Genomic DNA, 13,417 nt, shown 5'->3' with positions numbered 1-13,417 from the left:
CACCTCCGGATCCGTGTGGGATTCAGGCTAGTATCCGGGCCTGATTTGTAGGAATCCCTCAACCGATCGGGCCGGAGTGGCGCGGGTAGAGTGAACCGCGTGACCGATGCGCTTCCCGACGGCCCAGACCTCTCCACCACCGCCGGCCGACTGGCCGACCTCAAGACCCGCTATCACGCGGCGGTCGTCGCGGCGAGCGAGGCCGCAGCGGCCAAGCAGCACCCGAAGGGGAAGCTGACCGCGCGCGAGCGCATCACCGAACTGCTCGACCACGGCTCGTTCGTCGAGCTCGACGAGTTCGTCCGGCACCGCACGCACGCGTTCGGCATGGAGGAGAAGCGGCCGTACGGCGACTCGGTCGTGACCGGCACCGGCACCATCCACGGCCGGCGTGTCGCCGTCTACTCGCAGGACTTCACGACGTTCGGCGGCTCGCTGGGCGAGGTCGCCGGCGAGAAGATCATCAAGGTGATGGACCTCGCGCTGAAGACCGGCGTCCCGATCATCGGCATCCTCGACTCGGGCGGCGCGCGCATCCAGGAGGGCGTCGTCGCGCTCGGCAAGTACGGCGAGATCTTCCGCCGCAACACCGCGGCCTCGGGCGTCATCCCGCAGATCTCGATCGTGTGCGGTCCGGCCGCCGGCGGCGCGGTGTACTCCCCCGCGCTCACCGACTTCGTGATCATGGTCGACAAGACGAGCCAGATGTTCGTCACCGGCCCCGACGTGATCAAGACCGTGACCGGCGAGGACGTCGGCATGGAGGAGCTCGGCGGCGCGCTCACCCACAACACCGTCTCGGGCGTGGCCCACTACCTCGCGAGCGACGAGTCCGACGCGCTCGACTACGCGCGCACGCTCGTGTCGTTCCTCCCCGACAACAACATGAGCGACGCGCCCGTGTACGACGCCGAGGTCGAGCTCGAGATCACCGACGCGGACCACCGCCTCGACACGATCATCCCGGACTCGCCGAACCAGCCGTACGACATGCACCAGGTGATCCAGGGGCTCGTCGACCACGGCGACTTCCTCGAGGTCCAGCCGCTGTTCGCCCCGAACATCGTCATCGGCTTCGCCCGCGTCGAGGGGCGCTCGGTCGGCATCATCGCCAACCAGCCCAACCAGATGGCCGGGACCCTGAACATCGCGGCCGGCGAGAAGGCCGCCCGATTCGTGCGCTTCTGCGACGCCTTCGGCCTGCCGATCCTCACGCTCGTGGACGTGCCCGGGTACCTCCCCGGCACCGACCAGGAGTGGACCGGCGTCATCCGACGCGGCGCGAAGCTGCTCTACGCCTACGCCGAGGCGACAGTGCCGCTCGTCACGATCATCACGCGCAAGGCCTACGGCGGCGCGTACATCGTCATGGGCTCGAAGCAGCTCGGCGCGGACCTCAACTACGCGTGGCCCACCGCGGAGATCGCCGTCATGGGCGGCCAGGGCGCCGTCAACATCCTGTACCGGCCCGAGCTCAAGCGCGCCGAGGAGGCCGGCGAGGACGTCGCGGCCGTGCGCACCCAGCTCGCCAACGAGTACACGTACAACATCGCCTCCCCGTACCTCGCCGCCGAGCGCGGCGAGATCGACGGCGTGATCGACCCGTCCGCGACTCGCGTCGCCATCGTCAAGGCGCTGCGCACGCTCCGGACGAAGCGCGCGAGCCTGCCGCCGAAGAAGCACGGGAACATCCCGCTCTGAGCGGAGGCCGCATGGAACGCGAACAGCACGTCGACCCGGCGGAGGGCGCCCAGCCGGACCTCCGCATCCTCACGCCCGGCGTCACCGACGACGAAGCCGCGGCGGCGACCGCGGTGGTCGCGGCGGCGATCCGGGACCAGCGGTCGCACCCGCCCGTACCGGCCGGCACCGACGGATGGGTGCGCGCGGCCCGTCCGCATCGGACGCCGTTCGACACCGGGCCGGGCCGCTGGTCGGGCAACTTCCGCTGAGCCCCGACGCGACCGAACCCGCGACCGCGCGTCCCCCGAAGTACCGACTACCACGATCCCCCCGAACGGGGGAGCATGGATACGCTCCGAAGGAGCCCCACGGTCGTCGGTCGGGTAGCCGACGGCGCGTGGCGGGTCAGGGTGATATTCGGGTTGTCATCGTGGCTCTTCCGGCGGGGGTCGGCTGGTCCGACCCCCGCCCCTCTCGTTTCCGGGCCACATTGCAGCGCACGGACGCGCTAGATGGGGCCCGCGTCAGCCGGCCGCGGCCCGATCGCTTCCGGGCGCGGCCAGGTCGGTGAACCGCGGGATCTCGAGCCAGAACTCGACCTCGGCGTCATCCGGATCCGCGAGTCCCGCCGTGTCGCCGAGGCCCACGACCGTCACCGCGACGGGCGACCCCTCGGCGGCCGTGCGCGCGATGATCCGATGCGCCGAGGATCCCGCGATCGCCTCGGCCATCCTCGCGAGCACGCGCTCCCGGCTCGCCTCGTCCAGCTCGTCGATGCCACCCTCGTCGAGCAGCGTGACGGTGATCCCCCGCGCCCGCGCCCGCTGCACCTCGTGACGGACCACGTCGGTGAGGAGCATCCGTCCCCGGATCTCGTCGCGCAGCGACGCCTCGAGCGTGCGGCACTCGTTCCGCTGCGCCTCCGTCAGCACGCCGTCCTGGTCGACGATGCGCCGGAGCATCGGCGACGCGCTCCGGCGCGTGTGGGCCAGGCGCATGCGACCCTCGAAGAGGTGCGCGTCCTGTGCGGCCTGCCAGGCCGCGGCCTCGCGCTCGGCCTGCGCGAACCGCCTGGTCTCCCGACCGGATGCGGCGAGCGCGACGGTCAGCACGTGCGCGACGGCGACCCACGTCACGCTGCCCACCACGCCGAGCGCCCCGAGCGCGGTGAACCCGGCCCAGGCGATCGTCTGCACCACGAGGGCCGCCACGCCGATCCACGCCGCGATCGGCTGCCTCCGGGCCGCCGTGATCGTGAGCAGCGTGCCGACCGCGGCGACGTACCACGTCGCGTACGCGTTGTCCGCACGCGGATCGAGCTGCGAGGTGACGAGGAGCGGCATGGCGACGCTGACCGCGAGGTCGAACGCCGCGATCCAGTCGGCGAGCCGGACCCGCCTCGTCGGCCACAGGCTGAGCGCCGTCGCGACGACGTACAGGCAGAGCGCGAGGACCGCGGGCCATGGGCTCGCCGGCACGTCGAGCGAGACGACCCCGAGCACGACGTGGAAGGTCGAGAACACGGCGCCGAGGCCGATCAGCAGCCAGCGCGAAATCGCGATCATCCGGGCACCGTCCCGCTCGGCCACGCGAGCACCACGCGCGTGCCGCCGCCGGGTCGCGATTCGATGAGCGCCGATCCGCCGGAGCCGCGCATGCGGTCCTCGATCGACACGCGGAGCCCGAGCCGCTCGCTCGGCACCGCGGCCGGATCGAACCCGATCCCGTCGTCCTCGACCTCGATCACGCACGCGTCACCGCGCACGCCCCGCACCCGGAGCGACCGGCGGATGGCCCGGTCCCCGTCGGCGGCGTGCTGGAGGCTGTTCACCATCGCCTGGACCGCGGCGGAGTAGAGCGCGTCGATCGCCTCGACGCCGAGCTCGACGTCGACCTCGTCGAACGCCTCGACCTCGAAGGGCGACGCGAAGGTCGCGATCGCCTCGCGGAGCCGTCGCACGAGGACCGCCAACGGCACCTGGCGGTCGGACTCCGCCGCGGTCTGCACGACGTCGCGGAGCCGGTCGAGCGCGTCGCGCGCCATGCGCGCCGCGAGCGCCTGCTGGTCGGGCGTGGTCGCCGCGGCTGCGGACAGGAGCGTCGTGAGCACGCTGTCGTGCACGAGCGCATCGGTGCGGACGCGCTCGGCCTCGTTCGCGGCGCGGCGCGCGGCGTGGTCGTAGCGCTGGAGCGCGGTCTCCTGGGCGTCGTCGAGCTGGCGGGCCGCGTGGCGGAGCATGGTGACGATGACCAGGACCACCGCGCCGAGGATCAACGCGTACAGCGATTCGAGCGTCGCCTGCAGCACCGTGGCATCGCCCCCGGCCGGCATCGTGCGGATCCCGAGGTAGACCGTCGGGGCGAGGATCGTGTAGCCCGCCGCCCAGGCGGCCGGGAAGGCGATCGCCGCGGCCGCGGTCGCGACGGTGCAGAGCCCGTAGAGCCAGGGCGCGCCGCCGTCGAGCGCCGCCGGATCCGCGACGAGGAACGGCCAGGCCACGAGCGCGGCGAGGTAGACCGCCGCGAACATCCCGGAGATCGTGCGGACGGCGACCTTCGCGGCCGCCGCGACCGCGAGCCCGACCGCGGCGCCGTAGATCACGGCCATGAGCGCCGCGCCCGCGCCGTCGCCCATCGCCGCCGACTGGGCGGTCGCGATGGGCAGGACCTGCAGGCCGAACACCACGGCGAGGACGCCGAGGCTGCGCGACGCGATGGCCTCGACCTGGGCGCGGCTCACCGCCCGCCGACGCCCCGCCGGGCGGGCGAGCCGCCGCGTGTCAGCGGACGCCATCCCCGGTCTCGGCGTCGAGGCCGGGGAGGATGCCGTCCTCCACGGCACGGCGGAGCAGGTCGACCTTGGTGGGGGCCGGGCGGCCGACCTCGATGTACTTCGCGCGGATCCGGTCGAGGTACTCGCGTGCGGTCGAGTGCGCGATGCCGAGCTGCATCGCGACGACCTTGAGCGGCAGGCCCGAGGCGTACAGGTGCAGCACGTCCCGCTCGCGTCGTCCGAGCTGGGCCCGCGCGAAGTTCCGGTCGGCCTCGATCGCGCTGGCCCACTCGACGTTGTTGAGCGAGTCGCCCGCGGCGACCGTCGCGATCGCGCCGATCACGTCGGACATCGGCGCCGACTTCGCGATGACGCCGGCAGCGCCTGCGGCGAGCGATTCGCGCACCGCGGCGACGCGGTCGGCGATGCTGTGCACGAGCACGGCGCTGCCCGTGTCGAGCAGCTCGCGCACGTTCTGGGTCACCGTGCGGCCGTCGCCGAGCGAGAGGTCGAGGACCACGACGTCGCACGGCCGGCCGTCGAGCGCGTCGATGACGGCGCGCACGGCCGGTCCGTCGGCGAGGACCTCGTACCCCGCCTCACCGCACGCGGCACGAAGCCCGAGCCGCACCGCCTCGTGGTCGTCCACGATGGCGACCGTCGTGCCGCCCTGCGTTCCCGATCCGGCACCGGCCATCGCGCCCCCTTCCGACGATCACACCCTAGCGCCAAGCCGTGCGACGGCTTCGACATGGTGCGTGTCCGGGAAGAGGTCGTAGGCCCGCAGGTCCTCGAGCCCGTAGCCGAGCTCGCGGAAGGTGCCGAGGTCGCGCGCGAGCGCGACGGGATCGCACGCGACGTACAGGATCTGCGCGGGCGCGAGCGAGGCGAGGTGGCCGACCACGTCGCGGCCCGCGCCGGAGCGCGGCGGGTCGAGGATGACGGTCGCGCCGCGACCGGACTCCGTCCAGCGCTCGGACGTCTCGCCCGCGGCGAGGAAGCGGTCGACCCTGGCCGTCACGGCGCGTGCCCTCCCCCAGTCGCCGAGGTTGGCGCGGGCGTACCCGGTCGCGCGCTCGTCGGCCTCGACCGAGGTGATGCGCACGTCCGATCCGAACCGGTCGCCGAGGGCGGCCGCGAGCAGCCCGACGCCGCCGTAGAGGTCGAGGTTCGCGGCGCCCGGGTCGAACCGTTCGGGATCGACGAGCTCCTGGATCGCGCGCGTGAGCGTCGCGGCCGCACCGCGGTGCACCTGCCAGAAGCCGTCTCGCGCGAGTCGGAACTCGCGGGCGCCGACGACCTCGACGATCTCGGGCGACTCGGCGTCGCGCGCGCCCGCGCGGCGCTCGACGGCCGCGGCCGGCCCGACGCTCGGCACCACGAGGTCGACGTGGTCGACGCCGTTCCAGCGCCGATCGAGCGGGTCCAGCGCGACGATGCCGGGCGCGGCGAGCGGCAGCGAGGCGACCGGCACGACCCGGTGGCTCCGTGCCGCGTAGGGCCCGGCACGGCCGGTGTCGTCGACGTGCAGCCGCACGCGGGTGCGCCAGCCGGTGCCCTGCTCCGGGTCGACGTCGGGCGCGAGCGCCGGGTCGACGGCCTCCACGACGACGGCCCGCTCCTCGTGCGCCATGCGCGCGAGCGCGTCCGCGAGGACCTCGCCCTTGAGGTCGCGCTGGCGGGGCATCCGGATGTGCCCGAATTCGGCACCGCCCGGCCGCGACTCGGGCGCGCGATCGATGGATGCCTCGGGCCAGACGTGCTCGCGCCGGTCCGGCGACGCCTCGATCACCTCGAGCGCGTCGCCCCGCCAGAAGCGGTCGCGGCTCGCGTCGACCACGCGCGCCCGGACCCGTTCGCCCGGGATCGCGTCGGCGACGAACACGACCCGGCCCTCGTGGTGCGCGACGGCGACGCCGCCGTGGGCGATCCGCTCGACGTCGAGTTCGAGCACGGGGCCGTCGGTCGGGACGTCCCGGCGCGCCGGCGTCGACGGGCGACGTCCTCCGGCGGCGGACGGGCGGCGGCGGGTGCGGCGGTCGTGGGAGGCCATGGTTCGAGGATTCCACACCGCGCTGGGCGTCCGCCGGTGCAGGATGGTCGCCATGCGCCTGTACCTCGCCTCGACGTCGCCCGCCCGCCTGCAGCTGCTCCGTCAGGCGGGCATCGAACCCGTGACGATCTCGCCCGGAGTCGACGAGGACGCGCTCGTGGCCGCGCACGAGGCCGAGCACGGCCCGCTGGCGGCCCCCGAGCTGGTCCAGCTCCTCGCGCAGGCCAAGGCGGAGGCGATCCTCGGCGCGACGCCCGGCGGCGAGCCGATCGACGGGCTGGTGCTCGGCGGCGACTCCGCATTCGCGATCGGCGGGGCGATCCACGGCAAGCCGCACCGCCCCGAGGTCGCGCGCGAGCGGTGGACCGCGCAGAACGGCCGCACGGGCGAGCTCTGGAGCGGGCACTGGCTGATCGACCACCGTGGCGGCACGCCCCGCGCCGCGGTCGGGCGCCCGGCCGTGGCATCCGTGTCGTTCGCCGAGCTCGACGCGGCCGAGGTCGACGCGTACGTCGCGACGGGCGAGCCGCTCGCGGTCGCGGGCGCGTTCACGGTCGACAGCCTCGGCGGCCCGTTCATCCGCCGGATCGAGGGCGACCCGTCGACCGTGGTCGGGCTGTCGCTCTCGACGCTCCGCGAGCTCGTGCGCGAGCTCGGCGGCGAGTGGACCGCGCTGTGGAACCGCGCCGCCTGACCCGCGCCGCACCGCACCGCTGTTGTGGGCGTTGACACGAGTTCTCGTGGTCTTTTTGTGCGGACCACCCAAAGCGTGTCGGTCGCCGCTCAATAGCCTTGAACCATGGCGCGCATCACCAAAGTCCTCATCGCCAACCGCGGCGAGATCGCCGTCCGGGTCATCCGGGCCGCCCGCGACTCCGGCATCCGCTCCGTGGCCGTCTACGCCGACCAGGACCGCGACGCGCGCCACGTGAAGCTCGCCGACGAGGCCTACGCGCTCGAGGGCTCGACCAGCGCCGAGACCTACCTCGTGATCGACAAGATCCTCTCGGTCGCCCGCCGCTCGGGCGCCGACGCCGTGCACCCCGGCTACGGCTTCCTCGCCGAGAACCCCGACTTCGCGCGCGCCGTGATCGCGGCCGGCATCACCTGGATCGGCCCGTCGCCCGAGGCCATCGAGCGGCTCGGCGACAAGGTCTCGGCGCGCCACGTCGCCGAGAAGGTGGGCGCGCCGCTCGCACCCGGCACCCTGAACCCCGTCGCGGATGCCTCGGAGGTGCTCGAGTTCGTCGACCAGCACGGCCTGCCCGTGGCCATCAAGGCCGCCTTCGGCGGCGGCGGCCGCGGCCTCAAGGTCGCCCGCACCCGCGAGGAGGTGCCCGAGCTCTTCGACTCGGCCACCCGTGAGGCCGTCGCGGCGTTCGGCCGCGGCGAGTGCTTCGTCGAGAAGTACCTCGACAAGCCCCGCCACGTCGAGACGCAGTGCCTCGCCGACCAGCACGGCAACGTCGTCGTCGTCTCGACGCGCGACTGCTCGCTGCAGCGCCGCCACCAGAAGCTCGTCGAGGAGGCGCCCGCGCCGTTCCTCACGGAGGAGCAGATCGAGAAGCTGTACTCCTCGTCGAAGGCGATCCTCAAGGAGGTCGGCTACGTCGGCGCCGGCACGTGCGAGTTCCTCATCGGCCAGGACGGCACGGTCTCGTTCCTCGAGGTGAACACGCGACTGCAGGTCGAGCACCCGGTCTCCGAGGAGGTCACCGGCATCGACCTCGTGCGCGAGCAGTTCCGCCTCGCCGAGGGCGGCGTGCTCGACTACCCGGACCCGGTCGCCGTCGGCCACTCGATCGAGTTCCGCATCAACGGCGAGGACCCGGGCCGGAACTTCCTCCCCGCCCCGGGACCGGTGCACGTGCTGCGCTTCCCCGGCGGCCCCGGCGTTCGCATCGACTCGGGCGTCACCACCGGCGACGAGATCTCGGGCGCGTTCGACTCGCTCCTCGCGAAGCTCATCGTCACCGGGTCGTCCCGCACCGACGCGCTCGAGCGGGCGCGCCGCGCGCTCGCCGAGTTCGAGGTCGCCGGCCTGCCGACCGTGCTGCCGTTCCACCGCGACGTCGTGAACCAGCCGGCGTTCGCACCCGCGGGCGACGAGCCGTTCTCCGTCTACACGCGCTGGATCGAGACCGAGTACGTGAACACGCTCGAGCCGTGGACCGGCGAGCTCGAGGAGTCGAAGGGGCCGCAGGCCCGCACGAGCGTCGTCGTCGAGGTCCAGGGCCGCCGCGTCGAGGTGAGCCTCCCGAAGCAGCTGTCCGGCGAACCGCGCGGACTCACGCTCGGCCCCGCGCCCCGCCGCCGGACCGGCGCCCACGCCGTCGACACGGCGACCGGCGACGCGGTGACCGCACCCATGCAGGCGACGGTCGTGAAGATCGCCGTGGCTCCGGGCGACCACGTCGTCAAGGGCGACCTGGTCCTGGTGCTCGAGGCGATGAAGATGGAGCAGCCGATCGTCGCCCACAAGGACGGCATCGTCGGCACCGTGAACGCCGAGGCCGGCGCCACGGTCTCCAGCGGTCACCTGCTCCTGTCGATCACCGACGCGGAGCCGGCCGCCGCCTGATCGCGGCGCGCGCGCTCCGGCCCGCGGCTCAGCCGCGGGGTGCGAGCTCGAGCAGCGGCGCCACGCCCTCGGCGAACCAGTACGCCTCCTCGAGGTGCGGGTACCCCGACAGCACGAACTCGGTGAAGCCGTGCGCGCGGTAGTCGCGGATCAGCGCCGCGACCTCCTCGAAGCTGCCGACGAGGGCCGTGCCGGCTCCGCCGCGCACCAGGCCGATCCCGGCCCACAGGCCGGGCACGATCTCGAGGTCGTCGCGGCGGAGGCCGCCGGTGACGAGTTCCGCCTGACGGCGCTGCCCGACCGAGCCGGACGCGAGGAACGACGCCCGGGCGGCGGCGACCACGTCCGGGTCGAGGCCCGCGACCAGTTCGTCGGCGATCCGCCAGGCCTCCTCGCTCGTCGGCCGCGCGATCACGTGCAGGCGCACGCCGTAGCGGAGGGTCCGTCCCGCTGCCGCGGCGCGCTCGCGCACGAGTGCGACCTTGGCGCCGGCCTGGGCCGGCGGCTCGCCCCACGTGAGGTAGACGTCCGCGTGCTCGGCCGCGACCTCGACCGCCGCGTCGGAGGACCCGCCGAGGTAGATCTCCGGGACGGTGTCGAGCCGCGGGATCCGCGCCCCCTCGATGTCGTAGAATTCGCCGTGGTGGTCGACCTGCTCACCGGTCCACAACCGGCGCACGATCGAGAGGTACTCGGCTGCGCGCCGGTAGCGCGCGTCCTTGTCGATGCGGTCGCCGTACTTGCGCTGCTCGGCGTCGTCCCCGCCGACGACCACGTTGACGCGCAGTCGGTTGCCGCTCACCCGCTGGAAGGTCGAGGCCACCTCGGCCTGCAGGGTCGGCGACACCATGCCGGGCCGGAACGCCACGAGGTAGTCGAGGTCGCGCGTGTGCTGGGTGAGCGCGGAGGTCACCGTCCAGCTCTCCTCGCTCCGCCCGCCCGTCGGGATGAGCACCGCGTGGTAGCCGAGGTGCTCGACCGCCCGCGCGATCTGCGAGAGGTAGCCGATGTCCGGTGCGCGCCGCGCGCGCGATCCCGACTGCCCGGCGTAGGTCATCGCCGAGCCCTGGCTCAGGTCGGTCCGCGAGTCGCCCGTGAGCGGGATGAACCAGTCGAGGATGATGCCGCCGGAGGCGTCATCGGCGCCCGCGGCGCCGGCGCTCCGGGCGGGGGACGAGGGACCGGCCGACTCGATGAGGGTCATCGCAGGAGCCTACGACCGGGCCGCGCGGCCGACGCGGATGTTGCCGCGCGTGACGGACTCAGTCCTCGCCCGAGCGCGTTCCCGGCGCCTCGGCGCCCTGCGGCGTCGGCAGCTCGACCTCGCTGACGCTCGCGGCCCACCGCGAGTGCCGGCGCCCGTAGGCCAGGTACACGACGAGGCCGATCACGAGCCACACGAGGAACCGCACCCAGGTGAGCGTCGTCAGGTTCAGCATAAGCCAGAAGCACAGCACCGCCGCCAGGATCGGCAGCACGGGCGACCACGGCACCCGGAACCCCCGCGGCAGGTCGGGCCGCGTGCGCCGCAGCACGATGACGCCGAGGCTCACCAGCACGAAGGCCGACAGCGTGCCGATGTTGATCATCTCCTCGAGCAGCCCGACGTCGGTGAACGCGGCGACGAGCGCGACGACCGTGCCGGCGATGATCGTGATCCGCGCCGGGGTCTTCGCGTGCGCGGTCGTGTGCGACAGCCAGCGCGGCAGCAGCCCGTCGCGGCTCAGCGCGAACACGATCCGCGAGAGGCCGAGCAGCAGCACCATGATCACCGTCGTGAGGCCGGCGAGCGCGCCGACCGAGATCACCGCCGACGCCCAGTCCTGCCCGACGAGCCGGAACGCGGTCGCGAGCGACGGCGTCTCCTCCTGGGCGAGTTCCGTGTACGGCACCATCCCGGTCAGCACGATCGACACGAGCACGTAGAGCAGCGTCACGATGCCGAGCCCGAGGAAGATGCCGCGGGGCAGGCGCTTCTGCGGCTCGCGCACCTCCTCGGCGCTCGTGGCGACGACGTCGAACCCGATGAAGGCGAAGAACACGAGGGATGCCGCGGCGAGCATGCCGTACACGCCGTACTGCGCCGGCGCGGCACCCGTGAGCCAGGCGAACAACGACTGCGTCCAGGCATCCGCCGCCCCGCCCTCGGTCGGCACGGGCTCGGGGATGAACGGCGTGAAGTTCGCGGCCTCGACGAAGAAGAAGCCCACGACGATCACGAACACGACGATGGCGACCTTGATGATCGTGAACACCGCGCCGACGCGCGCCGTGAGGTGCGTGCCGAGGACCAGGAGCACGGTGAAGACGGCGACGACGAGGAACGCGGGCCACGAAATCGTCAGCCCGCCGATCTCGAGCGTCGACGGGAACGGCAGCCCGAACGCGAGCAGCGCCTCGCCGAGGTACACGCCCCAGTACTTCGCGAGCACCGCGGCGCCCGTGAACATCTCGAGGATCAGGTCCCACCCGATGATCCACGCGAGCAGCTCGCCCATCGTCGCGTAGGTGAAGGTGTACGCGCTGCCCGCGACCGGCACGGTCGACGCGAACTCCGCGTAGCACATGATCGCGAGCCCGCACGTGAGGGCGGCGAGGACGAAGCTGAGGATCACGCTCGGGCCGGCGAAGTTCGCCGCCGCCTGAGCCCCCACCGAGAAGATGCCGGCGCCGACCGCGACCGCGATGCCCATGATCGCGAGGTCCCACGTGCCGAGCGAGCGTTTGAGGCTGCGTTCCTCGTCGTGCGAATCGGCGATGGACGCTTCGACGGACTTCACGCGCAGGTTCATGGATCCCCCTCGACCGCTCCCCCGCGGTCCCCGGGACTCAGCGTACGACGTGCATGGCGCGCGCGGCATCCGTCAGCGAGCCGGACAGCGACGGGTACACCGGGAACGCCTCGGCGAACTGGTCGACCGTGAGCCGGTGCTCGATCGCGAGCGCGAGCGGGAAGATGAGCTCGGACGCCTTCGGCGCGACGATGACGCCGCCGATGACGGTCTGCGAGCTGCGCGTCGTGATCAGCTTCACGAACCCGTCCCGGATCCCCATCATCTTCGCGCGCGGGTTCGACACGAGCGGCAGCTTGTAGACGATGCCGGGCACGACGCCGTCCTCGATGTCGCGCTGCGTCCGGCCGACGGTCGCGATCTCGGGCTGCGTGAAGATGTTCGACGTGATGTTGCGGTCCTCCGGCGGGTTCACGATGTCGCCCATCGCGTGGAACACCGCCGTCCGGCCCTGCATCGAGGCGACCGAGGCGAGCGGGAGGAAGGTCGTGCAGTCGCCCGCGGCGTAGATGTTCGGCATCGAGGTGCGCGCGACCCGGTTCACGCGGATGTGCCCCGAGTCGGTCAGTTGGACGCCGGCCTCCTCGAGGCCGAGTTCGCGCGTGTTCGGCACCGAGCCGACCGCCATGAGGCAGTGCGAGCCGCGCACCGCCCGACCGTCGGAGAGCGTCACGAGGACACCGTCGCCGTCGCGCACGACGGAGTCGGCGCGCGAGCGGTTCAGCACCTTCATGCCGTTGCGCGTGAAGACCGACTCGATCACCGCGCCCGCGTCCTGGTCCTCGCCGGGCAGCACCTGGTCGCGGCTCGAGATGAGCGTCACCTTCGCCCCCAGCGCACGGTAGGCGCTCGCGAACTCGGCGCCGGTGACGCCCGAACCGACCACGATGAGGTGCTCGGGCACCTCCTGCAGGTCGTAGAGCTGGGTCCAGGTGAGGATCCGCTCGCCGTCGGGCACGGCGGACGGGAGGATCCGCGGCGTCGCGCCGACCGAGATGACGAGCGTGTCGGCCTCGATCCGGTCGAAGTCGGTGCCGCCCTTGGCGGTCGCGACGATGATCGCGTTCGGCCCGTCGAGCCGGCCCTCGCCGTGGACGAGGTGCACGCCCGCGTCGAGGAGGTTGGTGCGCATGTCCTCCGACTGCTGCGCGGCGAGTCCGAGCAGCCGCTTGTTCACCGCGGCGAGGTTGATCGCCACCTTCGGCTTCACGGGCTTGTCGTTCGCACCCTTGGCGTAGAACTGGACGCCGAGGTCGGCGGCCTCCTTCACGGCGTTGGATGCCTCCGCGGTCGCGATGAGCGACTTCGAGGGCACGACGTCGGTGAGGACGGCCGCTCCGCCGACCCCGACGCGCTCGACGAGCGTGACCTCGGCGCCCAGCCGGGCGGCCGCGAGTGCGGCCTCGTACCCTCCGGGTCCGCCTCCGAGGACGGCGATGCGTTGCGTGCGGTCGAACTCGTAGGCCATGGCGTTCATTCTCGCCCAGGCCGCGGGGGCGGCCAAACTGCCACCTGACGGGACCTTCCCGACGTCA

General features: G+C 72.9%; 11 protein-coding genes. 4 read left to right on the top strand and 7 right to left on the bottom strand.

Features of this window, described 5'->3' with window-relative positions:
• Window positions 1-90 precede the first annotated feature (90 nt).
• Entirely contained in the window at window positions 91-1,701 is a 1,611-nt protein-coding gene (locus tag ACDF64_RS10780; RefSeq protein WP_394551153.1) for an acyl-CoA carboxylase subunit beta, read from the top strand.
• 11 nt (window positions 1,702-1,712) lie between these two features.
• On the top strand, window positions 1,713-1,952 hold the full coding sequence (locus ACDF64_RS10775; RefSeq protein ID WP_394551151.1) for an acyl-CoA carboxylase epsilon subunit: 240 nt from the start codon (window positions 1,713-1,715) through the stop codon (window positions 1,950-1,952).
• A 255-nt stretch (window positions 1,953-2,207) separates the two neighbouring features.
• Here ACDF64_RS10775 and ACDF64_RS10770 read toward each other — a convergent pair whose 3' ends face one another.
• From ACDF64_RS10770 to ACDF64_RS10755, 4 genes are read right to left on the bottom strand one after another with little or no spacing between them, the layout of a single operon-like run.
• Entirely contained in the window at window positions 2,208-3,248 is a 1,041-nt protein-coding gene (locus tag ACDF64_RS10770) for a hypothetical protein (RefSeq protein WP_394551149.1), read from the bottom strand.
• Window positions 3,245-4,423 (bottom strand): sensor histidine kinase, encoded by a 1,179-nt coding sequence (locus ACDF64_RS10765; RefSeq protein ID WP_394551146.1) that lies wholly within the window; start codon window positions 4,421-4,423, stop codon window positions 3,245-3,247. The genes ACDF64_RS10770 and ACDF64_RS10765 overlap by 4 nt, the downstream gene beginning before the upstream one ends.
• A gap of 40 nt (window positions 4,424-4,463) precedes the next feature.
• Window positions 4,464-5,153: a response regulator gene (locus ACDF64_RS10760; protein WP_394551144.1), complete on the bottom strand. Its 690-nt coding sequence runs from the start codon at window positions 5,151-5,153 to the stop codon at window positions 4,464-4,466.
• 18 nt (window positions 5,154-5,171) lie between these two features.
• Entirely contained in the window at window positions 5,172-6,509 is a 1,338-nt protein-coding gene (locus ACDF64_RS10755) for a class I SAM-dependent RNA methyltransferase (RefSeq protein ID WP_394551142.1), read from the bottom strand.
• A 52-nt stretch (window positions 6,510-6,561) separates the two neighbouring features.
• Between ACDF64_RS10755 and ACDF64_RS10750 the strand changes: the two genes are divergently transcribed.
• Complete coding sequence (locus ACDF64_RS10750; protein WP_394551140.1) at window positions 6,562-7,203, top strand: Maf family protein; 642 nt, start codon at window positions 6,562-6,564, stop codon at window positions 7,201-7,203.
• A 105-nt stretch (window positions 7,204-7,308) separates the two neighbouring features.
• Complete coding sequence (locus tag ACDF64_RS10745) at window positions 7,309-9,090, top strand: acetyl/propionyl/methylcrotonyl-CoA carboxylase subunit alpha (protein WP_394551138.1); 1,782 nt, start codon at window positions 7,309-7,311, stop codon at window positions 9,088-9,090.
• A gap of 28 nt (window positions 9,091-9,118) precedes the next feature.
• On the opposite strand, the gene ACDF64_RS10740 is transcribed toward ACDF64_RS10745, so the two are convergent.
• From ACDF64_RS10740 to ACDF64_RS10730, 3 genes are read right to left on the bottom strand one after another with little or no spacing between them, the layout of a single operon-like run.
• Window positions 9,119-10,294, bottom strand: a complete 1,176-nt coding sequence (locus ACDF64_RS10740) for an LLM class flavin-dependent oxidoreductase (protein WP_394551136.1) — start codon at window positions 10,292-10,294, stop codon at window positions 9,119-9,121.
• 58 nt (window positions 10,295-10,352) lie between these two features.
• Complete coding sequence (locus tag ACDF64_RS10735; protein WP_394551134.1) at window positions 10,353-11,882, bottom strand: APC family permease; 1,530 nt, start codon at window positions 11,880-11,882, stop codon at window positions 10,353-10,355.
• 37 nt (window positions 11,883-11,919) lie between these two features.
• On the bottom strand, window positions 11,920-13,350 hold the full coding sequence (locus tag ACDF64_RS10730; protein ID WP_394551132.1) for an NAD(P)H-quinone dehydrogenase: 1,431 nt from the start codon (window positions 13,348-13,350) through the stop codon (window positions 11,920-11,922).
• Window positions 13,351-13,417 lie beyond the last annotated feature (67 nt).

The organism is Agromyces sp. MMS24-JH15 (assembly GCF_043518605.1).
Lineage (GTDB): Bacteria > Actinomycetota > Actinomycetes > Actinomycetales > Microbacteriaceae > Agromyces.
The sequence above is the reverse complement of the archived record's forward strand: the minus strand, read 5'-3'. Positions and strand labels throughout refer to the sequence as shown.